30 protein-coding genes and 1 tRNA gene are annotated in these 22,930 nt (G+C 40.4%); 21 read left to right on the top strand and 10 right to left on the bottom strand.

Annotation, left to right across the window (positions count from 1 at the left end; all coding sequences use genetic code 11):
* Positions 1-160 precede the first annotated feature (160 nt).
* The 6 genes from B9T36_RS11270 to B9T36_RS11245 all read left to right on the top strand — a co-directional run bounded on the left by B9T36_RS11270 (position 161) and on the right by B9T36_RS11245 (position 6,484).
* Positions 161-1,180, top strand: coding sequence for a 2-dehydropantoate 2-reductase (locus tag B9T36_RS11270; protein WP_086209609.1), 1,020 nt, complete (start codon positions 161-163; stop codon positions 1,178-1,180).
* 122 nt (positions 1,181-1,302) lie between these two features.
* Positions 1,303-2,259: an AAA family ATPase gene (locus tag B9T36_RS11265; protein WP_139841360.1), complete on the top strand. Its 957-nt coding sequence runs from the start codon at positions 1,303-1,305 to the stop codon at positions 2,257-2,259.
* Positions 2,260-2,278: 19 nt separating this feature from the next.
* A complete protein-coding gene (locus tag B9T36_RS11260; protein WP_086209563.1) occupies positions 2,279-3,178 on the top strand; it encodes a DUF58 domain-containing protein in 900 nt (299 codons plus the stop codon).
* Between the two features lie 9 nt (positions 3,179-3,187).
* Positions 3,188-5,179 carry a transglutaminaseTgpA domain-containing protein gene (locus B9T36_RS11255; protein WP_086209562.1) on the top strand — a complete coding sequence of 664 codons (1,992 nt, stop codon included), beginning with the start codon at positions 3,188-3,190 and terminating at the stop codon, positions 5,177-5,179.
* Positions 5,180-5,222: 43 nt separating this feature from the next.
* A tRNA-Val gene (locus tag B9T36_RS11250) sits at positions 5,223-5,299 on the top strand.
* Positions 5,300-5,443: 144 nt separating this feature from the next.
* A complete protein-coding gene (locus B9T36_RS11245; RefSeq protein WP_086209607.1) occupies positions 5,444-6,484 on the top strand; it encodes a tyrosine-type recombinase/integrase in 1,041 nt (346 codons plus the stop codon).
* 12 nt (positions 6,485-6,496) lie between these two features.
* On the opposite strand, the gene B9T36_RS11240 is transcribed toward B9T36_RS11245, so the two are convergent.
* The 10 genes from B9T36_RS11240 to B9T36_RS11190 form a co-directional block, all read right to left on the bottom strand.
* Entirely contained in the window at positions 6,497-6,778 is a 282-nt protein-coding gene (locus B9T36_RS11240) for a DNA-binding protein (RefSeq protein WP_086209561.1), read from the bottom strand.
* Positions 6,771-7,010, bottom strand: a complete 240-nt coding sequence (locus B9T36_RS11235; RefSeq protein WP_086209560.1) for a hypothetical protein — start codon at positions 7,008-7,010, stop codon at positions 6,771-6,773. The genes B9T36_RS11240 and B9T36_RS11235 overlap by 8 nt, the downstream gene beginning before the upstream one ends.
* Positions 6,997-7,224: a hypothetical protein gene (locus B9T36_RS11230; protein WP_086209559.1), complete on the bottom strand. Its 228-nt coding sequence runs from the start codon at positions 7,222-7,224 to the stop codon at positions 6,997-6,999. Before B9T36_RS11230 ends, B9T36_RS11235 begins: the two co-directional genes overlap by 14 nt.
* Positions 7,217-7,954, bottom strand: a complete 738-nt coding sequence (locus B9T36_RS11225; protein ID WP_086209558.1) for a hypothetical protein — start codon at positions 7,952-7,954, stop codon at positions 7,217-7,219. The genes B9T36_RS11230 and B9T36_RS11225 overlap by 8 nt, the downstream gene beginning before the upstream one ends.
* Positions 7,954-8,355: a hypothetical protein gene (locus tag B9T36_RS11220; RefSeq protein WP_086209557.1), complete on the bottom strand. Its 402-nt coding sequence runs from the start codon at positions 8,353-8,355 to the stop codon at positions 7,954-7,956. The genes B9T36_RS11225 and B9T36_RS11220 overlap by 1 nt, the downstream gene beginning before the upstream one ends.
* Complete coding sequence (locus tag B9T36_RS19075; protein WP_086209556.1) at positions 8,352-8,789, bottom strand: hypothetical protein; 438 nt, start codon at positions 8,787-8,789, stop codon at positions 8,352-8,354. Before B9T36_RS19075 ends, B9T36_RS11220 begins: the two co-directional genes overlap by 4 nt.
* Positions 8,773-8,979 carry a hypothetical protein gene (locus B9T36_RS11210; RefSeq protein WP_086209555.1) on the bottom strand — a complete coding sequence of 69 codons (207 nt, stop codon included), beginning with the start codon at positions 8,977-8,979 and terminating at the stop codon, positions 8,773-8,775. The genes B9T36_RS19075 and B9T36_RS11210 overlap by 17 nt, the downstream gene beginning before the upstream one ends.
* Positions 8,980-9,147: 168 nt before the next feature.
* On the bottom strand, positions 9,148-9,594 hold the full coding sequence (locus B9T36_RS11200) for a hypothetical protein (protein ID WP_086209553.1): 447 nt from the start codon (positions 9,592-9,594) through the stop codon (positions 9,148-9,150).
* Positions 9,591-9,806 (bottom strand): hypothetical protein, encoded by a 216-nt coding sequence (locus B9T36_RS11195; RefSeq protein ID WP_086209552.1) that lies wholly within the window; start codon positions 9,804-9,806, stop codon positions 9,591-9,593. The genes B9T36_RS11200 and B9T36_RS11195 overlap by 4 nt, the downstream gene beginning before the upstream one ends.
* Positions 9,807-10,152: 346 nt before the next feature.
* The gene (locus B9T36_RS11190) at positions 10,153-10,857 is read right to left on the bottom strand and encodes a hypothetical protein (RefSeq protein WP_086209551.1); all 705 of its coding nucleotides are present in this window, start codon (positions 10,855-10,857) and stop codon (positions 10,153-10,155) included.
* Between the two features lie 224 nt (positions 10,858-11,081).
* Here B9T36_RS11190 and B9T36_RS11185 point away from each other — a divergent pair, with 224 nt between their 5' ends.
* The 15 genes from B9T36_RS11185 (at position 11,082) to B9T36_RS11115 (ending at position 22,929) form a co-directional block, all read left to right on the top strand.
* Positions 11,082-11,312 (top strand): hypothetical protein, encoded by a 231-nt coding sequence (locus B9T36_RS11185; RefSeq protein WP_086209550.1) that lies wholly within the window; start codon positions 11,082-11,084, stop codon positions 11,310-11,312.
* 46 nt (positions 11,313-11,358) lie between these two features.
* The gene (locus tag B9T36_RS11180; protein WP_086209549.1) at positions 11,359-11,841 is read left to right on the top strand and encodes a phage regulatory CII family protein; all 483 of its coding nucleotides are present in this window, start codon (positions 11,359-11,361) and stop codon (positions 11,839-11,841) included.
* Entirely contained in the window at positions 11,841-12,809 is a 969-nt protein-coding gene (locus B9T36_RS11175; protein WP_086209548.1) for a primase-helicase zinc-binding domain-containing protein, read from the top strand. The genes B9T36_RS11180 and B9T36_RS11175 overlap by 1 nt, the downstream gene beginning before the upstream one ends.
* On the top strand, positions 12,806-14,572 hold the full coding sequence (locus B9T36_RS11170; protein ID WP_086209547.1) for a DUF5906 domain-containing protein: 1,767 nt from the start codon (positions 12,806-12,808) through the stop codon (positions 14,570-14,572). The genes B9T36_RS11175 and B9T36_RS11170 overlap by 4 nt, the downstream gene beginning before the upstream one ends.
* 347 nt (positions 14,573-14,919) lie before the next feature.
* Positions 14,920-15,390, top strand: coding sequence for a hypothetical protein (locus B9T36_RS11165; protein ID WP_086209546.1), 471 nt, complete (start codon positions 14,920-14,922; stop codon positions 15,388-15,390).
* Positions 15,391-15,556: 166 nt separating this feature from the next.
* Positions 15,557-15,736 (top strand): hypothetical protein, encoded by a 180-nt coding sequence (locus tag B9T36_RS11160; RefSeq protein WP_125274633.1) that lies wholly within the window; start codon positions 15,557-15,559, stop codon positions 15,734-15,736.
* A 13-nt stretch (positions 15,737-15,749) separates the two neighbouring features.
* Complete coding sequence (locus B9T36_RS11155) at positions 15,750-16,298, top strand: HNH endonuclease signature motif containing protein (RefSeq protein ID WP_322853533.1); 549 nt, start codon at positions 15,750-15,752, stop codon at positions 16,296-16,298.
* Entirely contained in the window at positions 16,295-16,513 is a 219-nt protein-coding gene (locus B9T36_RS11150) for a phosphohistidine phosphatase (RefSeq protein ID WP_086209543.1), read from the top strand. The genes B9T36_RS11155 and B9T36_RS11150 overlap by 4 nt, the downstream gene beginning before the upstream one ends.
* Positions 16,506-16,733 carry a hypothetical protein gene (locus tag B9T36_RS11145; RefSeq protein ID WP_086209542.1) on the top strand — a complete coding sequence of 76 codons (228 nt, stop codon included), beginning with the start codon at positions 16,506-16,508 and terminating at the stop codon, positions 16,731-16,733. The genes B9T36_RS11150 and B9T36_RS11145 overlap by 8 nt, the downstream gene beginning before the upstream one ends.
* 136 nt (positions 16,734-16,869) lie before the next feature.
* Positions 16,870-17,391: a P27 family phage terminase small subunit gene (locus B9T36_RS11140; RefSeq protein ID WP_086209541.1), complete on the top strand. Its 522-nt coding sequence runs from the start codon at positions 16,870-16,872 to the stop codon at positions 17,389-17,391.
* 12 nt (positions 17,392-17,403) lie between these two features.
* Positions 17,404-19,242: a terminase large subunit gene (locus tag B9T36_RS11135; RefSeq protein WP_086209540.1), complete on the top strand. Its 1,839-nt coding sequence runs from the start codon at positions 17,404-17,406 to the stop codon at positions 19,240-19,242.
* Entirely contained in the window at positions 19,239-20,507 is a 1,269-nt protein-coding gene (locus tag B9T36_RS11130) for a phage portal protein (RefSeq protein ID WP_086209539.1), read from the top strand. Before B9T36_RS11135 ends, B9T36_RS11130 begins: the two co-directional genes overlap by 4 nt.
* Positions 20,482-21,222 carry an HK97 family phage prohead protease gene (locus B9T36_RS11125; RefSeq protein ID WP_086209538.1) on the top strand — a complete coding sequence of 247 codons (741 nt, stop codon included), beginning with the start codon at positions 20,482-20,484 and terminating at the stop codon, positions 21,220-21,222. Before B9T36_RS11130 ends, B9T36_RS11125 begins: the two co-directional genes overlap by 26 nt.
* Before the next feature lie 64 nt (positions 21,223-21,286).
* A complete protein-coding gene (locus B9T36_RS11120) occupies positions 21,287-22,561 on the top strand; it encodes a phage major capsid protein (RefSeq protein WP_086209537.1) in 1,275 nt (424 codons plus the stop codon).
* A gap of 71 nt (positions 22,562-22,632) precedes the next feature.
* A complete protein-coding gene (locus B9T36_RS11115; RefSeq protein WP_086209536.1) occupies positions 22,633-22,929 on the top strand; it encodes a head-tail connector protein in 297 nt (98 codons plus the stop codon).
* The last annotated feature ends 1 nt before the right edge of the window (position 22,930 follow it).

The following is a 22,930-nucleotide window of genomic DNA, read 5'->3' as shown; positions in this document are numbered from 1 at the left end:
AAGCTGGATTGGGTTATATTATTTGAATTCGATAGCTGGATGGGCTGAGGTATCATCCTACATAGCACATTCACTACAAAGGTGAAGATGTCGTATATCTGACAGCTTTGTAGGGAGAGAGGTTTTAAAGTTGTCTGAATATTCGGAAGAGGGCAATTTAGTGAAAATATTTATTTATGGTGCTGGAAGTATTGGGTGTTATTTAGGTGGAAGATTGGTTGCTGCTGGGAGTGATGTCACCTTTATTAGCCGCCCACGGATTTATCAAGAACTGTCTCAGTTTGGGTTGGAGCTCACTGATTATTTAGGCAATAATATCAAACTTGCGCCCCATCAACTCAAACTGACGACTGATCCTACTCAGGTTGTGGATGCAGACGTGATTTTTATTTGTGTCAAATCGGCTGCAACAGAACAAGTTGCATCTGAACTCAAAGAATATTTAGGGTCTAAAACTCCACTGATCATCAGTTTTCAAAATGGTGTGAGTAATGTCCCTATTTTAAAAAGCATTTTACAACAACATTTGGTTTTAGAGGGAATGGTTCCTTTTAATGTCGCAAGTCAAGGAGCAGGACATTATCATCAAGGCACATCGGGTGCATTAAGCGTTAAGCAATTTCCTCATCAACATCTATTGGAAAAGCTATTTCAAAAATCGAGTTTGGATATTGTTTTTGAAAAAGACATGCTTGCTGTGCAATGGGCCAAGCTTTTACTTAATTTAAATAATTCAATCAATGCCTTGTCAAAAAAACCACTAAAAGAACAACTGTCGATCCGCGGATATCGCCAATGTTTGGCTATGGTGCAACAAGAAGCCTTGGCGCTTCTCAGTGAAGCACAGATTAAACCTGCAAAGTTAACCGCAGTTCCTACACATCTCATTCCTAAGATTTTGAGTTTGCCCAATCCTATATTTAAATTATTAAGTCGAAAGATGTTAGAAATTGATCCATTGGCTCGCTCATCCATGCAAGATGATTTACTAGCAGGTCGGCTTACAGAGATTGATTGGATTAATGGTGAGGTTTTAAAACTCGCAGAGCAATTTGGTCAACAAGCTCCGATCAATGCAAGATTAATAGAACTGGTTAAACTCGCTGAGAAATCTCCTCAATCATTTTCAATAAGTGCGAGCGATTTGAAAGATCAGTTGAACGCTGCTGCTAGAGAGTAGATCTAATAACAATATCTCACCTATTAACGCAAATATTGAATATTTATAAAGTTCATCTTTGAGTATGGTTTAAAAACCTGTATGTTAAACCTTGGTTTATATTTTGATTGGGGGCATACAACGTGCTTTGGGGAACAGAAAAGAAGATTACGCCTACGCAAGTAGATAAACTGGATCAGTCGAAAATCAATGCGTTTTATCCCAAAATTCAAGAATTCCTCAAGCAAGTGAATCAAATTGTTCTTGATAAAAACCAACAAACCAAGCTGGCTTTATCTAGCCTTTTGGCTGGTGGACATATTTTATTTGAGGATTTGCCTGGTTTAGGAAAAACGACATTGGCCAGTAGCTTGGCACATTTGGCAGGTCTTCAATTCAAACGTATTCAATTTACCAATGACATGCTGGCGAGTGATGTGATTGGGGTGAATATGTTTAACCAAAAAGAACATGTGTTTGAGTTTAAACAAGGTCCAATTTTTACCCAAATTTTACTGGCAGATGAAATCAACCGCTGTAGCCCAAAAACGCAAAGTGCGCTTCTAGAGGCAATGGAAGAAGGTGTAGTGACGATTGATGCAAGTCGTTATGTGCTACCACAGCCATTTTGGGTGATTGCAACACAAAATCCTCTTTTTCAAAGTGGAACCTATGCGCTGCCAGAGTCACAACTTGATCGTTTCCTCATGCGGTTATCTTTGGGCTATCCATCACGTCAGGCAGAAAAAGCGTTATTACAACAACAGTCCCGTCATGATTTGATCCAACAATTGATGACGGTATTTTCAGAGCAAGATATCCTTACCTTACAAGTTATGGTGCCGCAGATCTATTTGTCTGAAGAAATATTGGACTATATTTTAGATTTAGCGACTGAGACCCGTAAAGGTCGACATGGTTTATCTACCCGTGGCGTACTGGCTTTAAAAAAAGCAGCGCAAGCTTATGCATTGATAGAATCACGCTCATTTATAACCCCAGATGATGTACAGGCTGTGTTTGTCGCAGTGACTGCACATCGTATTGGGCTGGGTGAAGCTGAAACTGAGCAACTTCTGAAGCAAGTCAAAGTTTACTGATAGGATAAGAAGCAGACGCATGCTGTGGCAAAACTGGATCACGAAACGCTTTCAATTTAAGGCTGAAAAACAACTGACCCAAAAAGATGTATTGGTGTTTATTTATCAGCAAGGATATTTGTATTTGGTTTTGATTTTCATCACCTTTATTGCAGGGGTGAATTATGCCAATAACTTAATTTTAGCGTTTTGTTTCTTAATCAGCGCTGTGCTGTGTATGAGTTTTTATTTAACTTTTAAGCAGTTGCATGGTCTTAGTATTGATCTGGTTTTACCTGAAATAGGGCAGGTTGAGAGTGCATTGCAATTACAAATGCATTTCAAACAACATCATTCACAGCCTCGATACCTCTGGATTGCTTATGCAGATCATATAGAACAGTTGTTTATTCAAGATATCCATAAGGTGGTCGATTTAAATTTTTTTCCAAAAGATCGCGGGCAGTTTGGTTTCCCTCAAATCAAAATTTACTCAACATATCCGTTTGGCCTCGTTCGTGCATGGAGTTATTTTTTTATCCAAGCACCTGTGTGGATAGCACCTCAAGCTAAGTCTTTGGCGGCTGAAAACAAACAACAGCAACACAGTTTTGAACCTGATATGGATGAATTCCGCGAATTGCGAAATTTTAAAGAAGGTGACTCTCTACAGGCCGTTTCATGGAAACAAGTGGCGCAAGGACAAGGTTTATTCATTAAAGTCTTTGAACAACATCAGGATCAGCACAGTTTAGAAATCCACTATGCACATATGCCGAGCCCTTCGCATGAAGAAAAGTTAAGTTTGATGATGGGCTTGGTTGAACAATGTGAGCAGTTGCAGTACGCCTATGCCCTGTATTTACCACATGCTGAGCTAGCCAAAGGCATAGGTCGAGAACAATATTTTCAAGCTAAATTACTTTTGGCACAGGCATAGGAGAGAAATATGCATTCTTCTATTCGTATTGCCATTGTACTGACACTGAGTTTGATTTGGGTCACACAACTAAGTTTTAGCCCTGTGCTATTGAGTGTCATTTTCGCCATTTGTATCGGTTGTCTGTGGAATTTCATGCAATCTACGGGCAACCATTTCCCGAAATGGGCAATTTACATTTTGACCCTTGCTGCTCTAGCGGTCACTTTTTGGAGCTATCAAAGCTTTTTAGGGGTGGAAGCGGGCGTAGCTATTTTAAGCATCTTTCTCTTTGCGAAAGCCTTAGAAACAAAAACGCAGCGTGATGTGATCATTTTGTTTAATTTTGCATTATTTGTTGCGGCGAGTATGTTTCTACATAGTCAGTCATTTATGATGGCTGCCATGGTTTTACTGTGCTTGCTCAGTTGTTTATTGGGACTGTATCGAGTTCAAACCAGTTTTTTCGTATCTCAAAATTCGAGTAGTTTGGCTTTAAAGCAAGATGCAAAACACGTCATTAAATTTGTAGGTCTCGCACTGCCTTTTTTTGTGCTGTTGTTTATGTTTTTTCCACGCTTACCCCCACTTTGGCATATTCCAATTCCTGAAAATAAAGCAGTGACAGGCATGAGCGACAGTATGTCACCTGGTGATATTGCACAATTATCTCAGTCGAGTCATTTGGCTTTTCGTATTATTGGCGATGTTAGTCAGCTCCCAAAGCGTTCTGAGCTTTACTGGCGTGCGATGGTCTTAGATCAGTATGATGGTCAAAAGTGGACCAGTAGTTTTATCAATCAGCAAAGTATTGCAAATGAGACGCTAGGCCAAATATCTGCATCTAAAAAATGGAACTATCAATATTTACCCGCTGATGCCGCGATTCCTTGGATCATGGGATTGGAATATTCACAACCTTTAGAGCGACGTTATCAGCTACGTCAGGATTGGAGTATTCAGGCTTATCGTCAAGTACAGCGTGTAGAGCCGATTTCACTACAATGGATGGGAAATGTCCAACTTACTCAAACTAAATTATCCAATGTGCAACGAAGTATTAACTTAAAAGCGCCTGAGCAAATAGATCTGAAAGCACAACAATTTGCACAACAACTCTTTAAACAAAGTAATGCCAATCCAAACCGTTATATCCAAAATGTTTTGCAGTGGTATCGCAACAATGGCTTTAGCTATACCTTGCAGCCAGGCTTGTTGGGGCAGCATCGTATTGATGAGTTTTTGTTTCAGTCCAAACAAGGGTTTTGTGAACATTATGCCTCTAGTTTTGCGATGTTGATGCGTTATGTGGGAATTCCTGCCCGTATCGTGGTCGGTTATCAAGGTGGTCAGCTTTCACCAGATGCAAAAAGTTGGGAAGTTCGACAGTTAGATGCACATGCATGGACGGAAGTTTTTGTGGATGGGTACTGGAAACGCTATGATCCAACAGCCATGATTGCGCCACAGCGTATTGAACAGGGTATGCAAGACTTAATGAGTCAAGATACTAGGGTTTGGGGGCAGAGTAGTCGGTGGAATGTACAGCGCTATTCCGTATTAAATAAAATGCGGATTTGGAGTGACTATGCCAGTTATCAATGGCAAAGCAAAGTCGTTGGTTATAATGCAGAAACTCAAAGGGGGTGGTTGCAAAAATTGGGACTTCAATCCAGTTATTCATTAGTATTGCTGATTATGATCAGTATTGGTGGATTAGTTCTATTGTACTGGTTCGCTATATTTTGGCGTAAACGTGCTCAGATTTCTGAATATGATCTTGCAATTTTGCATTTTTCTAAAAGCTTAACCGCAGAGCAGCGTAAGCAAAATGCCGAAACGGTAAATCAATGGTTGTTGCGCTTAGCTCAAGAGGTTAAACCTGAACAGCAAGTTTTATTTAAGCAGGCAGCTGATTATTATCAACAAATACGTTATTTCAATCCGTTGAATGCAAAAAATATTCAACAATTTAAACGAATGCTTAAAACTTGCACATCTGCGTTAAAAAACAAGAAATAGCGCTTGTCATACTTTTTAAAAGTGAATATTATGCAGGAACTTTAGGTGTATAGCTCAGTTGGTTAGAGCGCTACGTTGACATCGTAGAGGTCTCCAGTTCGAGTCTGGATATACCTACCAATATATATCAAGGACTTATAAGCAAATCAGACGCTTATAGGTCCTTTTTTTTGGTGCATTGGGTGCATTTGAAGTTGGCAAACTTGGCAAAACTGGCAGAAAATGGCAATATTTACGTCAAATTTGCGACAAGTCTGCGACAAGATGAAAATACCAAAACCAAGAAAAAGAGGCGAGACTTACACAATAACCGTCTCATATCAGAATCAAAGATATTATTGCACACGTGATACCGCAGCAGAGTGTGAGCAGTGGGCAGCCCTTAAATTGGTTGAATTAAAAACTCAAACCCAAATTGAATCGGGTGAACTTAAGCCTAAATATCTATTCCGTGATCTAAACAATAAATACTTTGAAGATGTTGGCCAATGGAATAAGTCAAAGTCTTCTTTAGCATGGATTAAGGGCCAGTATAAAAACTTTGAGATGAAATTTGGTGCTTTAGCGCAGAAGTCTATTTATGACATCACACCAAAGGATCTAACTGGCTGGCGTAACAATCGACTTACTCAAGTTGGTGAAAATACTGTACTGAAAGAAATATCACATTACAGTGCTATGTTTACCTTTGCTCAAAAGGAATTATTTCTCCTGGAAGAAAATCCATGGATGCAAATGACGAAACCCAAAAAGCCCAAAGCACGTACACGTCGAATACATCCATCGGAAGTAGATCTGATGTTGAAAGTTTTGAATTATGAAATGGGTACAGTTCCGACACTTCCACAGCATTATGTTGCGTGGGGTTTTCTATTCGCGCTGGAAACAGCTATGCGTCGTGGTGAAATCTTAGGTATCGAAAAGAAAGATATTTATGATGAATACGTTCACCTGCCCAAGACTAAAAATGGTGATCCACGAAATGTCCCATTATCTGACGAAGCTTTAGCATTGTTGGAGCTGATCCAGCATGATGGCCGTCGTGTCATTCCCCAATCAGAAAATGCATTTCGATTAATGTGGGAAAAACGCAAGGCAGAAGTAGGGCTGAATAATCTTCATTTCCACGATACCCGTCATGAAGCTATTACACGCATGGTTCGTATTAGAAAGCTGCCAGTGGAAGTACTTGCAAAAATTACTGGTCATAAAAAAATTGATGTCCTGGTGAATACCTATTACAACCCGGATGCAAAAGATTTGGTTGATGCTTTCAAGTCTATAGAAAGAAATAAGCCCGCATAAAGCGGGCATTTATCAATTGATACGTTTAGGTCCTCGTCGTCGCGTTTGCTTTTTCAGTAAGGCATCGGCCGCTTCAGGATCGTACATATGCTTGCCGTTGGTGCCTTGATTAATTACAGCAAGCTTATTGCGTATGGTTTCATCAGAGAAGCCGTATTTAGCAACAAGCTCAGCCACCGATACCAGTTTACGTTTTTCGAGCTTTAGCGCGGTTACAGTGCCGCCAAATAACTTTTGACCAAGTACGATTTGAGGAGCCGAATCTGCATCAATCGTTACAACGAATTCAGGCATTTTCTATTTTCTCCTTTTCATCGAGCAGCTGTGCAAAAAGCATAGCTCCAGTACGGACACGGTTTGCTAATTTCGAGACATTTGCTTCAGCATAAGTAGCCATGTCATTTACATATTTTGGTAGCGGTGGACTCATACCTGCTTTTAAGTATTCCTCAGTGATATGAGCCACGATTTTACGTTCAAAAGAACGTTTAAAATTCGGGCTTCGAAGTAGATCAAGGTGAGTCATGACGGACACCTGCTGCAACTTCAGCTTGTGTGGCAATTCTTAATTCAGATGCAAAAGTGTGAGCAAGCCCACCTGGTAATTCGACAGTTACCATTTCCATACCACTACTTTTATGTGTGCCACGTTTTACTGTCATGACTAATTTATTAGGAACATGCTTATTGGAATAAACAACTTTGTCGTCAATTTTGAATTTTGTAGATGAATTACTCATGACTTTGCTCCTGTGCGAAGAGTATTGAATCTCTACTAGTCATTGATTTAGTCCAATCTCCACTAAAGTTAAAGTCTGGTGCTTCTTCGGCTTTATGGTTTGATGGACAAGCAAAACAGTAAATTTCTAAATCAAGTTTGGGATAGGCACTAGACCACCAACATTTATTGGTTAGGCCATCTTTGAACCAGAATTTTGCCCAATCAGGCGCAAGGGAAAAATCAACTTGTGGATTACCAATTCTTAAATTTTTCTTTTTAGATTTAACATTACCTTTAGTCACATCTTGAGGTTTAGCATCTCTTATCGCAAAAAGCTCCCCAAGTTGAATTGCTCTGGTAATTAAAAGCTCAATGGTTTCTGCATCGTCATTGGTTAAAAAGCTTTCTTCGATAAAAGAATCTTTAATCGAATCAATATCATTGCTTAATAGATTTATTGATTCTTCGATTGAATTGCTTTGTACAACTTTAGAGGCTTCTTCTTGATAAAATTCTTCTGGCAGCATTACAGAGTCACTTTTATCTGTACACCAAACTTCTAATAAGTGGTTATTTTGACATGTAAAGTAAAACTCAGATTGTCTATTGATTGAGCTTCCATCATTCGCATAACTTTCACTAAATACATTTTCAAATTTCTTAGGGCGAACAACATCACAACCGCCTTCACATGCCCATTCTTGATTTTCTTTGAGTTTAGGTAATTTACGGATAGGTTTAGTATTCATTACGCGGGTTCCTTTTGAAGTTGTTCAAATTCAAAATTGGCTATTTGTAGAGCCATACATTTAATTTCTGATTGGAGCTGGGCAAATATATAAAGTCCAAATTCAGCCATATTTAGTAATTGCGGGTCAGGGCAGCATTTATTTTTTAAAAGCTGAGTTTCTTCATGGCTAAGCAGTTTTAAATGCTCAAGTAATTGAAAATATTTGTCCAAGTTACTTATCTCAACATTGACAGAAACATCAGATGGATCGCACATGAACGGCTGGCCACTATATAAATGACCGTATACACGTCCGTCTTCAATTAGATCAATAATTCCAGTACCACTAAAATTGAAGCCTGAAAATTCAGTTCTACTTTCTGAAATGAAACTTACAGAAACATGATCACCAGTATTCATGAAGACTCCTTTCTTAATTGGCTAGTACGTTGACGGCATTTGACACAGTGATGTTTGCCAGATTGATATGCTTTGAACTCAGTTAGTCCATGTAAGTCACATTTGCCTTCAAAGGTACTTTCACCATTAGCCAGGGCTTTCGTTTTAGCTTCAAAATTGAACTTATGGCGCTCTTGTTCTTTCGTTAAAGGGCGGTCAGTTGAACTTAAAACTGGTCTTTTTTTACTTACAGAATCAGCCATAGATTCACGCATAGATTGCTGGCCAGTTTTATATTCGGTGTCCTTTGGTTTCATACTCATTCGAGTTTGGCCAAAGGGAATTTGAGTCGGCTCTAATTTGCCCTGCGCCTTCAGCCAGTCGTCGACTTGGATGGCAAGTGCAATGGATTTGCCCTTATTAATAATTGCATTATGATCAATGTTCGATTGCATAATGTTCCCCTAATTCGCTCAAAACAAAATTAGCTGTCTTAGCTTCAACAGTTACTGGAATTGTGTGTGGCCCAAGCATATGCATAGTAAGCGTGACATTTTTTTCGTCAGACTTACGTACATGCACGTGCACCAAATTTTCTAAATTAAAAACATGTTCAATTTTTTGGTTATCAGTGAATTTGAGCATGCTCGCTCTCCTGATCTTCAATAATTTTTTGAAGGTGATTGGCTTCAAGTTTTAAGTACTTGATGTGGGCAATTCCAGTACATACACACCAAACCAATCCAGCTATGAAAGCTGTTGCTAGAAAAAAAACTAAAGCAAAGGGCAGTGTCTGAATAAGGATCATGATCATCACGGCACCTCATTAATTGAAATCAGTGCAGCGCTTAAATGCTTTTCCTCATCTGACATCCAGTTGAGATATTCCGCATCAATTTCTTTGAGCATGCATTCGCAGCATTTTGATGGGTGATGTTCGCAGCCTTCTTGGTTTGTATCCGGCTTAACGTAGTAATTGCCATTTGGGTACAAAACCAAAACATCTTGGTCTTTTAAAACAACACCATTGCAAACAGGGTGGTAGCGAAATGTTTTCCACATTCCATCAGCTGGACCAGGTAAACACTCCACCATTGGATAAGCACTTTTGCGTTCATAGAGCCAACGTTCAGCATCAAAAAAAACTTCAACTGGTTTTTGTTCCTGGCATGGGTGCGAAGCTATGCGAACCTTTGTAGGCCATGAATCAATCACTGATTGTTCAGGCACAATGCTTTCTTGGGTTTGTTCTAAATTCATGTTGATTCCTCAATAATTTGAGTTCGATAAATCCGACGCACTTTTTTTTCTAAAGATTGCTTTTCGACTTGGTTGATTTCTTCTCTATCGAAAGATGCCTGGATAAACGAAAGAGCTTGGCTTTGTGCTTCCACCAATGAAGAGCCTTGCTTTGCATTACTCAAGTTCTTAATAGCTGCATTGATTTGGATTAAGCTGTTTTCACGGCACATAGCTTTCTCCAGATACGGGTGAGAAGAGGTAGCTTTTTGGGCTGTGCGAAGTCATTTGCACATAATCGATTGATTACAGTTGTATCAAGAGTTGATTTATTCACAATAAAATCACCTTATAGGTTATTTGTTTTGTGGATTATTGATTTATTGAATCAACCTTGTCAAGAGTTTTTAGGTGATTAAATTAACTTTAAGTTGATTTTTTGTTGTGCTGAATAGTTAAAAAGTAAGTGCTAACTTACTTTTTTCATAAATAAATATAAGCCAAAAGCTAATTTTATAAGTTGATAAATAATTTTTATAAAAAAAGGTGGCTTAAGCCACCTGAAAAAAATAAATCAATTTATATTAATTGACTTGGAGAGATAAACATCTTTACTGGTGATGTTCTAGCAATGTCTTTTTGATCTAATGTTTCAATTACACCATCTACAGAATCAATTTTGATTAAACCTTGCTGTTCAAATAAGTATTCTCCTGCGAAAATTGTTCCATCTTTACAGAAGATTAGAACTTCTTCTCCAGCTATAGGCTGTCCCGTATACTCACAGATAACCACATAGCCATTTCTGTATGGTTTTGCAAAACCTTTGCCTTTAATTAAGTAAGCAATAGGATTGATCATATTTGAAGGAACATGAATATTTTTTACTTCTTCAGTATTGGCGCTTATTTCCAAGTCTTCACCTTTGGACATTTTTAGTATGTTGGCTAGTGGAACCATTTTAAGCGTATTACTTTGATCAATGCTAGGGTGATTTTCAATTTCCCTTAATTGCACGACAGTATTTGTCGCTTCTTGGGATTGAACAATATTTTTAATCGCCAGTTTGTCGTGAGGATGATCAAGCCACCCAATAGGGAGCTTATGAGCTTCAGTTACTTTAGCAGCAAATTTGTCACCAATATTTTTTTGGGACTTCTTCCCTAGATATTGATTTAAATGATTATATTCAATGCCTAGTTTTTCGCAAAATGCTTTTCGGCTCTCATACTGTTCAAGTATCTCAAGTAAATTATTTTTTCTTATCTCGTAAACTGTTTGCATTTCGGTACACCTTAAACCAAATATTGAGGTTGGTTTCCTCTGTCGCTGCTTTACCCATATCGAGTATATGAGCGACTGTACTTATTACTATGCGGTGATTATCAATCATAACTATTAGAAAAAAAATCAACCAAAATTATCTAAAATCACCTAAAGGGTATTGACTAATTGATTTTAAGAAATCAATAATGCGCCTATGTAAATAACCTTTAAGGTGATTAAATATGCGTAAGGTTGATTTTGACTTTGCCCAGTACATCCGAAGTATGTCTGAACAGCAGCTGCAAAACTTTGCTATTGCGTCTGGAACAACTACTAATTACATAAAATTGCATCTGATTTATAAGAAAAAAATCCCTCGCCCAGAAATGATCGACTCTTTGGTTATTGCTGCTGAAGGTGGATTTTCTAAGCATCAATTTGTCTCGTGGTTGTATGACTTAGAAGTAGCTTAAGTTGATTTTAATTAAATGAATATGATTGATAGATAGGCTTAAAATCATGATTAATAAGAAAGAAAAGGTACTTCCACTTTCACTAGCTTTACGTGCAGCAGTATATGCAAAGGATGATCAATCTTTAATTTCACGTATTGCAGAAAAGAACTGCTGGAACCTCACCACATTTCGCAACTCTTTGTGCCCTACAACAACTACGCATAAAGCCAATATTCATCACTTTGAAGCTGTCCTAAATGAAACAAGGGATAGTGGAATCATGGATAGCGTTTGTGCCATTCACGGGAATGCTGCCTGGTTTGAATTGCCATTACTAGAAAATTTGAGTAAATCCGATTTTATTATGAAAATTGGTAAGTTAGCCCAAGAACAGGGCGATTTATCACTATCAATTGCAAATGCAATTGGTGACGGTGTGATTAGCAGTGACGAATTAGCAGTCATTCAAAAAGATGTTATGGATTTAATCCGTGTTGCTTCCAGCCTTATGGCCATGGTTCAGCATCAACATGAGCTGGGGGCGTGATGGCTAAGAAGAAAATACAGGTTGAAGACATTAAATTTGCTGCCCGTGGACGTTGGGAAAATCTAATTTTTCCAAGTTTTGGCATAAAAGTGCAGTTTAAAAAGAAAACACCTTGCCCAGCATGTAATCCACCAGGAACTGATCGTTTTTGGTATGACGACAAGCATGAAAATGGCGATTACTTCTGTCAACAGCATGGGGCTGGAGATGGGCTAGATTTGATCCAGCGTGTAACAGATCGCTCATTCCCCGAGGTTATTCAAGAAGTTGCTCATATTTTGGGTTTGAGTGAAGAAAGTACTTTTACGGATGAAGACCGCGAAAGATTAAGATTTGAAGCGGAAGATCGTAAAAAGAAACAACTCGAAATAGAACGTAAACGCCAGGAACAAATTGCCCGAAAAGCTGAAGGTATGTTTCGCAATGTTCATCAAGGTGATGCAAGTCTTTACCTTGCAGATAAGCAAGTGGATAAAGATCCAAAAGTTAAAATTGATTGGCATGGCAATCTTTTAATTCCAGCTATCGACTTTATGGATGGAAAAATATGGAACTTGCAGACTATTGAGCCTGACGGCACCAAGTATTTCATCAAAGGAGATACAAATGATGCGGGTGAATGGCAAACAGGCGGTGGCCGAATGGGTGGTTTGGGCTTCATGATTGGTGAAGTTCAACCAGATCTATACGATAGTCATGTCATCTGCATTGCTGAAGGTTATGCGACAGGAATGTCTATTCATATGGCGACAGGGCATCCAGTAGCGATTTCATTTGTAGCAAATAATCTACCTAAAATTGGTGCTGTATTAAGACAGAAATACGCTAAAGCATCATTTGTGTATTGTGCAGATGATGACAGTGCCAAAGAAGATACAGGCTTGAAGTATGCACAAGAGGCACAGGCCATTACTGGTGGCATCATCATTCTGCCTGATTTTACGCAAATTAAGGAGTCTGTTGCATGAATTCTAAGGTCTATACGGACTTCAATGATTTGCATGTTGCTTGTGGATTGGAAGAGGTAGGAAATCAAATCCGGTTGGCCATTTCTTCTATTGAGTTTTCCCCCGAACCCCCTAAAAGTGCAACCCACAATTTTGAGGGTCAAGACCCCGATTTTGAGCAAAATGTTGTTGTTGAGCCAAGCGGGGGCGCGGGTATTTCGACAGGAAATACTGTACAGCCTGAGCCTTCACCTGAAGAACAAATGGAAAAATGGATTGCCCGTTTCTGTTTAATTGAAGGTGAAACCAATGTGTGGGATGACTATGGCAAGAAGATTTGGAAAAAAGCAGCATTCCAAACCATGCTTGGCGGTAAAAAAGTATTTGATACTTGGAATTCTCACTCGAAACGTAAAACCATTTCAGCAGATGATGCCAATGGCCGTGCAACTGGGGAAAGTCACCAGAAAGCAAAGGAAATGATTGAGCGCTTCATCATGCTTGAGGGTAAAAAAGCATGTTGGGATACCTATCGACGTGAGTTGGTCGGAACGGATGTCATGAAAGAAAACTGGGCAGGTGCTTACGATATGTGGGCAAAGTCTAGGGAAAAACGCATGATTTGGCATGAAGACTTGGTATTTGTTCCTTCAATGTACATTACAGAAGGGCAAATCAATACTTATGATGGTATGGAAATATCTCCAATTTTAGATGCTCAAAATCAGATTATTCCTCAAGGAGATGCGTTAGAGCTATGCAGCCCGATTATTAACTTGGTCAAATTCTTGTGTGGCAAGGAAACAGCAGCATATGAATGGCTAATGAAATGGCTGGCTTATCCACTTCAACATCCTGGTGCAAAATTGAATACATCCGTGTTGCTGTGTAGTGCGGTTCAAGGTTCGGGTAAATCATTGTTCTTTGAGAAGATCATGACCCGTATCTATGGTGAATGTTATTCAGTTACGCTTGGTCAAAATGGTCTTGAATCTATTTATACCGACTGGGCAGAGCGCAAGCTTTACTGTCTTTTTGAAGAAATATTTAACAATAAGTCCAAGTTCGGCATGATGGGTTTGATCAAACACATGATCACTGGAGAGAAGATTCGCATTGAGAAAAAGTTCATGTCAGGTTATAGCCAAAATAACCACATTAACTGTGTGTTCTTATCCAACGAGGTGCAGCCGCTTGCTATTGAGGAGCGTGACCGTCGTTTCCTTGTACTTGAACCAAATCAGAAGTTAGGCAACGAACTTAAGGGTTTAATCGAAAACTGTCTTGAACCAAATAGCAGTGCGATTAACGCTTTTTACACTTACTTGCTGTCTGTCGATTTGACCGACTTTACACCTTACACAGAACCACCAATGACCAAGGCCAAACAGAAAATTATTCAATTTGGTTTGCCTGGTTGGAAACTGTTTCTGGATGATTGGCGGGCAGGGTTACTTGATAACCCATTTGTTTGCTGTCTTTCAGATGATCTATATGTGGCTTATAGGCAGTGGTGTCATAAAAACGGTGAAAAGGCGATCCCTGCCAATAAGTTTCTAAGTTTGATCGCTTCAGAACGTGTTGTGGCCAAAGGTCATGGTCGGATCTATGAAGATGTGATCACGGGCGCGGGCTATCAGGAAAAAAGAAAAGAAGTTCAAAGACGTATGATTTTTACTGGTTTGCCACCTGAAAATGTAAAACAAGCAGAATGGCTATCTTCCCAAGTCAAACAGTTTCGTGATAAGTTAAAAGGAGATCATGATGTACCACCTGTATTATAAAAAAATAACTTCAATTGTTACGGGTGTTACGGGTCTGTTACGGGCTTTTTCGTCACCCCGTAACACTGTCAAAGCCTTACCCCACCTACATTACAGACACCCTGTTACGGCTGTTACGGGCTTATGCACGCGCGCGCACGGGAGAAAAATTTCTATTCGCTTATATTTATTCAATTCTATGTCAATTGAATATTTCCCCGCGCGAGGTGATTTACCCCGTAACACTCGTAACACCCGTAACAATCATTGTTTTTATTAAGTTTTTTTAATGGTCTACCCGTAACAGACCCGTAACAAATAGACCTTTACCCGTAACAATGCTTAAAAATTCAACAAGGATAAAGATTTTGGAAAAATATTTTCGCTTATTAAGCCCAAAAACGACTAACTTTGACGCGATTGGTGGTGGTAGTCATGGTGCGCTTACAGCACAGGACGTATGTGTAGCAATGAGTTATGCAAAGTTAACTACGGTTCAAGTTCATTTGGTTGAGCTTTGCGTCTTAAACCGCAATTCACTTGATCAGGTTAAAGCAGCTGCTCAGCTCATTCATTCTGAATTAATTCGAATGAAGCAGGCAGAAATGTCTACTGAGCATGAGCTTTCAATTTTTGTGGCATTAGTTGAGTTATGCAAAGTTCCTGCTGGCTATTCTCCTTCAGAACGCAATCGAGCGATTATTGCTGGTGTAAGTCGTATGCAGATCCAGAGAAAGTTAGGACTCATGATTAATACATTTAAAACTGAGTTCAAAGCAGAGTTGGATACGGTGGAGTGGAAAATCAAAGATCAATTAAATAAATCAATCCAAAGTTGATTTAATGTATTGACAGGTGAGCCAGTTTTAGACTACATTTTCCCACAATGAGAAACTGTATCAAAACGCTGTAGTTTCCTCTGAGAGAGCCGGAAGGCTCTTTTTTTTCGGCTGCATGTCTTCGGTCAATGTCGGGCATGCAGCCCTTTTTTATGGGGTTTCAGCCATGCATTCAAAACAGATTGTACAAATCCAAGTGAAGTTATCTAAACCAAAAATTGTTTTGGCTTATGCATTGGGTTTTGTTGGTGTTGCAGCCGATGCAGTTTCTAAGAAATTAATTCGCAGTTCGATTAAAACAAAATTGGTTTCAGTTCATGACAAAGAAAGCACCACAGAAAGCTAAACGTCCATGCCTGGTGAACAGTTGCAAAGAGTACGCGGCGAACCAAGGTTATTGCGATAACCATCAAGACAAGATCAAAAAGAAAGACCGAGAGCGTGGCACAGCTCATCAACGTGGCTATGATGCTCAATGGGCTAAAGCACGTGATGCATTCCTTGATGAACATCCGCTATGCGTTGAATGCCACAAGACACGTTACATCAACCCAGCAACAGTCGTTGACCATATCATTCCACACAAGGGCGATAAGGTTCTGTTCTGGGATAAGAGCAACTGGCAGCCGTTATGTGAAACACACCACAACATCAAAACCGCTACTGAAGATCGGGGCAGTTGGTCGCCAGTTCAAACCAAGACCAAGGCAAATAAAGACAGCACAAACAATTTCAAAGTGAATGACCGCTTACTGGTTGTCACTGAGTATGCGCAAGAATCTTTGATGTGTGATGACAAGGCAGTGTTCACTGTTATTGAAGTCCATGACAAGACAGTGTTTGTCCAAGACCATGAAGGGAACGGTGGTCGCTTGCATCACTCACACTTCAAGGTGGTGCCAGCATGAGCGAAGTAATCCTGCTTGGTGATCCAGTCGTCTACCGTGATGACATCAAGGGTTTTGATCATGTCGGTGTTGTTGTTCAAACCGGTTCGAGTCTTCATGTCCTTTGGAATGATGAGACTCAACCACGAGTAGAAATCTATGAACGTCTGCGACCTGCTCGACTTGATGAGGTTGAGGCTCAGTGTCGTATGATTCGAGATACAGATTATGACTGAGATTCCAAAACCGCCAAGACCACCTGAAGCAACGAATGTATTTAGTGATGGCGGGCTGGTACCGAAGCGACCAGTGCCACCAGATATTCCAGCACCTCCAATCAAATGGATTGGTAGTGATGATCCTCAAGATGATTCGCTGTCATTCGAATGGTGTATTTGGTTTTTTGGGATCTGTATTGGGATTGCTATCGGTCTTCAGTTGGCAAAAATTTTATAAATGGGGGATATGGGGTCAAAAGTCGAAACCGACCTCTTATAAAAGACCGCCCCCCCATCAAATTTTTACGTGGTCAAAAGTCCATAGGGGGGTATACCTCCGATATTTAAAAGATTTTTAAAATTTGGAGGTTCTTATGTCAAATATGGGACGACCTCCTAAATCCTTGCAGCAAAAAATATTGAGTGGATCTCGAATCCGTGATGATCGGGATGAAGAATCCCAAGTTGCAAATGCTGCAGTAGATTTAGGTATGCCGCCTTGCCCATTATGGGTAAACAAAGAAGCCAAAAAACACTGGGACACTTTGGGACCAGTATTAGTACAGGCAGGTTTGCTTTCCGTGGTGGATGGTGATGTGTTTGGGTTGCATTGTGATAATGTGGCAGCCTATGGAAAAGCCATGGATAAGCTACAAGCATTGGATTCATGGGTAGAAAAAACACCAAATGGTTTTCAGGTGCAAGCAGCTTGGCTTCAGATCCGCAATAAATTACAAGAACAAATGATCAAAACTGCCCGTGAATTTGGTCTTACACCTGCAGCACGTTCTGGTGTGAAAGTGAACAAACAGCAACAGCTTAATTTGTTGGGAGCAGAGGTTGCTACAAATCCGGAGAATGACGTGTACAACAATTACGGCATGCGCCAAAGTTAATAGCGAGTTTTTATGCGTGATTATTTTAAGATTACGCTCCAGTACTGCCTTGACGTACGATCTGGAGTGCGTACGGCAGGGCAGCTGGAGAAACTAGCTGTAAAACGCTTTCTAACCGATTTAAGTAAATCTAATTTTAATGCTGAATCGGTGGATGAAGAAACCCAAGAATTATTGCAAAAATTAAAATACAAGCCCAAACCCGATATCGATTTTGAGTATGAGTTAGATCTTTCAAGAGCGCGACATGCGCTCTTTTTTATTGAGACCTGCCCACACGTTAAAGGGGATTTGGCAAAAATTCGACCTGACGGCACACGTCAGCCATTAATTTTGGAGCCTTGGCAGGTGTTTGCCACGCTCAATATTTTTGGCTGGATTGGGCAGGATGGGAAAAGGCGGTTTTTATATGTTTATATCGAGGTCGCAAAGAAAAATGGTAAATCTACTTGGCTTGCTGCCATTGCGCTATATCTCTGTTTTATCGATGGTGAAATGGGGGCAGAAGTCTATACAGCTGCAACTTCGGCTGAACAAGCAAAAATCGTATTTAACGATGCAAGCAAAATGGTCGAGTATTCGCCAAAAATGCGTGCGCATTTCGGTATTGAATATTCTAAATTTGCGGTGTTTCAGACCGAAACAAACAGCATGCTTAAAGCGTTATCACAAGATCGGGGAGGCACAAAAGACGGTCTAAACGTCCATGCTGCCATTATTGATGAATTACATGCGCATAAAACCGCAGACATGTATGACATTGTGGCAAACGGTATTGCTGCACGAAGTGAGCCATTAATTTTAGCCATTACCACGGCTGGAGACGATACCACCAGTAAATGCTACCAAGAACGTCAGGTCGTGGTGGATATTTTGAAAGGCAAAGCCAAGCATGATCAGTATTTTGGCATGGTTTTTTGTCTGGATCGTGGTGATGATTGGTTAGATCCGAAAGTGTGGGCCAAAGCCAACCCGAATTATGGCGTTTCAGTAAATGAAAAATACCTACATTCAGTGTTTGAAAAGGTCAAAGTCAGTCCAAAACTTGAAGGTATTACCCGGCAAAAACATTTGAATGAATGGGTCGGGTCAATGGATGGCTGGATTTCTCCAACGATTTGGGCAAATTGCTACTCTGATGTGAAATATCCCGATCTTGATGGACAAATACGTTTTGGCGGCTATGACTTGGCAAGTCGTTTGGATTTGGCAAGTTGGGGTGAACTGATCCCACGGTTTGAAAGTGATGGAAAAATTCATTGGTATGCATTTTCCCATTCATACATTAACGAGCATGTCATTGAGACCAAAACAGCAATTAATGGTGAAAAACGTCCTGATGAATATCCAGTTTGGAGAAATGATGGGTATTTGATTGCGACTCCTGGTGAATCAACAGATTACAAGCGAATTCAGCGTGATATTGAAGATTCTCATATCAAGAATCCGTTTTATGAGCTTGGGCATGACCGATACCACGCGGAACAACTTACAGCAAATCTGTTGGAAGAAGGACTAAATGTCATTGAAATTCCTCAGGTTGCAGAACATTTAAGCCCTGCTATGCGTTGGATTGAAGTTTTATTGGCTGAAGGCCGTTTTCATCATTGCGGTGATCCTGTTCTGACTTGGTGTGCCTTAAATGTCTTGGTCAAACCTGATGCCAAGGAAAATATTTTCCCGCGCAAAGGGTCTCCAGCCAAGAAAATTGATGCCATGGTTGGGATTATTAACGCTGCAGCGCGTGCTCGATATTGGGATGATGAATCTGTTTTTGATTTAGTGCCTGGTGAAGATGATGGAAATATTGATGACTGGTTAAATGACATGATTAAGGTAGCGAAGCGATGAGTAAAAAGCGCGATAAAGTAAAAATTCGTGATAAAACCAATCGCGATAAGCTGAAGGTTCGGGGCACTGGACCGATGCAAGATAAAACGGGGACGACCATTATTGATCGTCCCCGTTCTGGTTTTAAGACCGCAAAACCTGTGTCATTTGACAGTGCCATGACTTTGAGTGCTGTTTTTGCCTGTATCAAAATTTTGACTGAATCGGTGGCAACCCTGCCATTGCAAATGTTTCAGCTTAAATCTGATGGTACACGTGTTCAAGTTAAAGATCATGATGTGATTCGGCTGCTGTATAACAAGCCGAACCGCTATCAAACCCGAGTCGAGTTTTTTGAGCAGCTTATGCTGAATTTGGTCGCAGGCAATGCCTACATCAAGAAAGATTATGTCGGTAAAAAGTTGGTCAGTTTGCAGGTCATTAACTCGGGTTCGGTAGATCCGAGTATTCGTGATGATGGCACACCCCTGTATAAATGCCGATTGGGCAGTAAAACCGTTGAATATACCGATAAAGAAATTTGGCATATCAAGCTGTTCGGCACAGGTTTTGTGGGGATGTCACCCATAGCCTACGGTGCGCAGTCGATTGGTATTGGTTTGGCAGGTAGTGATAAGACTTCGCGTTTAATGTCGAACGGTGCCAAGCCGACAGGGGCATTAAAGACTGAAAAATATCTGAAAAAAGAACAGCGCGATGCACTACGTTCCGAGTTAGATCTGCTGATTAATGGTGATGATGGTGATATGGCAGTACTCGAAGGCAATATGCAGTTCGAGCAAATTAGTCTAACACCTGAAGACCTTGAATTAATTGAAATTCGAAAGTTGGCTGTTGAAGAATCCTGTCGTTTCTTTGGTGTGAATCCAATCCTGATTTTTAGTACAGATTCTAGTACGACTTGGGGTAGTGGCATTGAACAGTTGGTTGATGGCTTTCATAAGTTCGGTTTGCGTCCATATTTGGAGCGAATTGAAGAAAGTGCTCGTATTCACCTATTACAACGGCATGAATGGGATGAATATGAGTTCGAATTTAAGACCAAAGACCTGTTAAGGGCTTCGTATCTTGAGCGGGTTAAATCCAATAAAGACCGAATTTTGTCAGGGCAAGCGAGTCCTTATCAAGTTCAAATGGAAGAGGGTGAAATACCTGATCCTAACTCAAACTTTATTATGGTACCAGTCAACTACACCACAGCCGAACGTATGAAAAGTGGCAATTATGGAGCGAAAGCTGATGAATCAAAACCTGCAGGTGCGTAATAAAGCACTGCCAATATTGCCGAAAGTTCAGTGTCGGCGTTTACCTGTAAAGCTCGAAGCCCGTGATATTAAACGTGACCCCAAAACAGGCGTATTACGCATTACGGGTTATGCCGTGAAATGGGATTCTGTGAATCATTACGGTGAAAAATTTATTCGTGGTGCATTCGCGGAAGTCTGTGCGGCATTTGCTGCAGGTACCAAGAAAGTTCACGCTTACTATAACCATGGTTGGCGTATGTGGTTCCTTGATTCATTCATGGCCATGCGGATTGGTAAATATTTACGGCTTGAAGAAGATGATCAAGGCTTGCTCGTAGAGCTAGAATTCACCCCGAATATGCAGTGGTCCCAAACCATTGCTGCCATGGTCGAGCATGGTACCGTGGATGGTTTTTCCATTGCCTTTTATCCACCTTCACCAATGGATATGGAGGATAAAGGGACGCATGTTGAAATTAAGCGTGCCGATCTGTACGAAATTAGTGTGGTAGATGAACCTGCAGATGATGCTGCACGTGTCATTTCAGAAGATTCAATCAATGGCCTTGAATCATCAAGTGATGCCGTTGAGCTGTTGCGCTCATTGGGATTACATGGTGAATATGCTGACAAATTGATTTCTCGTTTAAATGAATTCAGCAAGCCACAAGAAACACCAGCCCCCGAACCGAAAAAAGATCCTTTTGCATTCCTAGATTCGTCTGGTGTGTAAATCAAAATTCAAATATTGCCCGCTTAAAGCGGGTTTTTCATTTTCTATGCATGGAAAAATTAGTATGAAAGCACTTTCAAAAACAGCAGTTAACTTGGCAATTTCTACAATCGCTGCAAACCCGGCACAACCACTTCATGGCTTGCTAACACGTGATACCAATTCACAATCGGAATTAGACCAATTGGCGGTGCAATTCCGTGATCGTTTAGGTCAGTTGGATACGCTATTAGAGCGCAGTCGAAACCAACTTGCTCGTGTTGAAGATATTCCTGATGACCTACGCGCTCAATTAGAAGCACGTTCTAGCGAAATTCGTGATTTGACGGGGCAAATTGAAGATATTCAGCAACGTATGATTGATGGTGTGCATAGCCGTTCTGAAGATCCTGATGCAGTGGCTTCTATCTTGATTCGTAACAAAGATATTTTGGATCAAGCCAAGGCTATTCTGCGTTCTAAAGGAAAATTCCAGTTTAATGATCTGAAAGCACGTAATGTTGTGACTTTAACGGGTATTGGTGCCACTGCTCAATTTGCACAAAATGATTTAAGCCGCACGCTTGCTCGTCCATTGAACCTTTTAGATTGGATTTCGTTTACGCCAATCACAAATGAATTTGTACCGTTATTGCGCGAATCGGCTTATGAAATTATGGCTGATATTGTGCTGGAGGGTGCTGATAAACCAGAGTCAAGTCTGACTTTTGGCGTGGTGGACATGAAAGCCGATACCATTGCCCACTGGATCAAAGTTTCAAATCAGCTTATTTCGGACATGCCGACATTGGCTGCGTACATTGAAGGTCGTTTGGCTTATGGTGTGCGTTTAAAACTTGAAGCAAAAATTGTGGTTGGTGATGGTCGTACGACAGGTGCACGTACATTTATTGGTTTGATTGAAGCAGATCAGTTTATTGAAGTAACACCAGTGGCTGAAGATACTGCAATTGATGTGATCAATAAAGCCAAATACAAAGCATCGGCAGGTGGTTTATTGCCTGAAGCAATCATTCTAAACCCTGAAGACTGGGGCACGATTGAACGTATTAAAGGTGATGATGGCCACTATATTTTTGGTTCTCCTGGTGCAGCTGTTCAACCAGTACTTTGGGGCTTGCCAGTGATTTTGTCGGCTGCCATGACTTTGGGTAAATATTGGGTGGGGAATTTAACCCTCGGTGTTGCTGCGTTTATGCGTGAAGATGTGGCGGTTGAGCTTTCAACTGAAGATGGCAATAACTTCACCAAAAACTTATGTACTATCCGTGCAGAAATGCGTGGTTGCTGTGGTGTCGCCATTCCTGATGCTTGTGCCAGTGGTGATTTATCACTTTAATATAAATTTAAAAAGCAGTCCTTCGGGGCTGCTTTTTTTACCTCTTTTTATGTCACAAAAAGGCTATTTTTATGAGTGATTACATTGACCCAGCCATTGTGAAGAAGCAGCTGCGTGTCCTGCATGCCCGTGATGACGAGTACATTCAATTACTCACAAAAGCAGCTTTAAAACACATTGAAAATTTTATCGATCAGCCCTTGGATGACGTGCTTATCAATGGTGAATTTCCTGAAGACCTTGCCTATGCAGCCTTGTTGGTCATAACTGATATGTATGAGAACCGAGCGGGTCAAAGTGAAGTCAATCTATACGTCAACCGTGCAGTGGAAAACTTCATGCTGCCTTATCGGAAAATGGGGGTGTGAT

The sequence above is a fragment of the Acinetobacter sp. ANC 4204 genome (genome assembly GCF_002135205.1).
In the GTDB taxonomy this organism is placed as follows: Bacteria; Pseudomonadota; Gammaproteobacteria; order Pseudomonadales; family Moraxellaceae; genus Acinetobacter.
Note: the sequence above shows the minus strand (reverse complement) of the source record. Positions and strands in the feature narration are given on the sequence as shown.